Genomic DNA, 2,241 nt, shown 5'->3' on the forward strand with positions numbered 1-2,241 from the left:
TTGCCGGTCCCGGCCGGATGCCGTCGGCGTCCGTCCCGGTGTCGTCCGGCGAAGGTGACTTGATGCGTATGTTCTGCATTGGCGACTTTGCCCCCCGACGCGCCTGATGCCGGGTTTCAATGTGGCGCAGCCGCCGACGGGGCGTCAAGGCGGCGGCACGGCCGGAGCGGACGTTTCCCGAAGCGTGCCGGAGGACCTTCTCCCGGCCGCCGCAACGGAGTTGCCGACAAGTCAACCCACCTGGCGTGCACGCGCAATACATGAGCGGTGAATGTCTCGGGACGACTTTGTCGAGACCGCGAATTTCTTGGCATGAACACTTCCGGTCAACACGCGTAGCTGCTACCAACTTTGAGGCAGAGATCCTGCTAAAGGGAGGTTCCATGAGACGTTCCCGACTTACCGGACTCGTTGCCTCACTCCTCCTCGCCGCCGGCCTCGGTCTCACCGGGGCCGCGTCGGCGCAGGCGTCCCCGGCGGCCGCGGCCGGCGGCTACGTGGCCCTCGGCGACTCCTACTCCTCCGGGGTGGGCGCCGGCAGCTACATCGACTCCAGCGGCAGCTGCGACCGCAGCACCAAGGCGTACCCGTACCTGTGGAACGCCGCCCACAGCCCCTCGTCGTTCGCCTTCAACGCCTGCTCGGGCGCCACGACGGACGACGTGCGCGCGAACCAGCTCGGCTCGCTCGACTCCTCCACCTCGCTGGTGTCCGTCACCGCCGGCGGCAACGACGCGGGCTTCTCCGACGTCATGACGACGTGTGTGCTCCAGTCCGACAGCACCTGTCTCTCCCGGATCAACACCGCCAAGGCGTACGTCGCCAACACGCTCCCCGGCAAGCTGGACACCCTCTACAACGCGATCAGGGCCAAGGCCCCGTCCGCCCGGGTGGTCGTCATCGGCTACCCCCGCTTCTATCTGCTCGGCCAGTCCTGCCTCGGCCTCTCCGAGACCAAGCGGGCCGCCATCAACGACGCCGCCGACTACATCGACACCGCCGTCAAGGCCCGCGCCACCGCCCACGGCTTCGTCTTCGGCGACGTCCGCACCACCTTCACCGGCCACGAGATCTGCTCCGGCTCCTCCTGGCTGCACAGCGTCGACTGGCTCGACATCGGCGAGTCGTACCACCCGACCGCGGCCGGTCACTCCGGCGGCTACCTGCCGGTGCTCACCAACAACGCCTGACCCGGACGGGCTCGCCCCGCCGGGTGAACCCCCGGGTGCTTCCCGGGAGTTCCGTCGGAGCGAGCCCGAAGGGGAGATCGGCACCGAGGCAGGGGGCCGTCCGGGCGGACGACGAGGTGAGATCGCCCACGTTCCGTCCGCCGCGGACGCCCGCGCGGGGAGCGACGGGAAAGGGCGAAGGGGCGAGGCGTCGCGGTGATCGTGTTTCCCCCGCCGCGCCGGAGGCCGTCGTCACCCTCGGCGGATACGGGACCCTCCTGGCGGGCGACACGCCCTGGAACGCGGAGGACCGCGGCCCCGCCGCGCCCTCACTCGCCGTGACCGCCGGGTCCGACGGCGGCCCGGCGCGCCCCGCCGGACGGCCGCCTGTCCAACTCACCCTGAAATCGGTCGCATTCGGAGAGTAGTCAAAGGGGGACGGTCAACCCCCTTACAGGCATGGTGAATCCTGTGGCCGAGATACCCGGGTGCCCCGGTGGGGCGATAGGGTTAGCCTGCCCGGGCCGGGTGACTCGTACGGGTGGGGAGTGACATGGAACAGATAACGATGCACAGCAGGGCGCGAGTCCCTGCGATCACCTACGGGAGCAGCGCGACCAGTTCGCGCCTGGACCGCCATCTGTCGGTGCTGGCGGGACCCGCCATACCGCAGCGGGAGACGGTCGAGGCGACCTCGCTGATGCGTGAGCTGACGGCACGCCGCTCGGTGCACACGCGCAGCGACCGGGGCGCGCGGGTCAGCCGGGTGTCCCTCTTCGCGCCGCTGCGCCGGCTGCGCCGTTCGCTGTTCGGCGGTCACTGACCGCACCGCAGGGCCCCCGGCCTCCGAGCGGGGGGTGCCGCGCTCAGGCCACCACACCGTCCCGGCGCAGCGCTGCGATCTCGTCGTCCGTCATCCCCACGGCACGCAGCAGCGCTCCGGTGTGCTGCCCGAGCGCGGGCACCTCGCCCATCCGTGCCTCGCCCCCGCCCGGCAGTGTGATGGGCGGCAGCAGCGCCTTCAGCGGCCCGGCCGGCGTTCCCACCTGACGCCACCGCTCCCGGGCCGCCA

At 71.0% G+C, this 2,241-nt stretch carries 2 protein-coding genes and 1 pseudogene; 2 read left to right on the forward strand and 1 reads right to left on the reverse strand.

The annotated features are described in order from the left end of the window. Positions 1–383: 383 nt before the first annotated feature. Positions 384–1,190 (forward strand): SGNH/GDSL hydrolase family protein, encoded by an 807-nt coding sequence (locus H5J33_RS31945; protein ID WP_181798229.1) that lies wholly within the window; start codon positions 384–386, stop codon positions 1,188–1,190. 532 nt (positions 1,191–1,722) lie between these two features. Next, a complete protein-coding gene (locus tag H5J33_RS31950) occupies positions 1,723–1,992 on the forward strand; it encodes a hypothetical protein (protein ID WP_181798230.1) in 270 nt (89 codons plus the stop codon). 43 nt (positions 1,993–2,035) lie between these two features. Here the strand turns inward: H5J33_RS31950 and H5J33_RS31955 are convergent. Next, a pseudogene (locus tag H5J33_RS31955) lies at positions 2,036–2,241 on the reverse strand (CoA transferase); the annotation flags it as partial.

The sequence above is a fragment of the Streptomyces sp. WELS2 genome (genome assembly GCF_013870595.1).
In the GTDB taxonomy this organism is placed as follows: domain Bacteria; phylum Actinomycetota; class Actinomycetes; order Streptomycetales; family Streptomycetaceae; genus Streptomyces.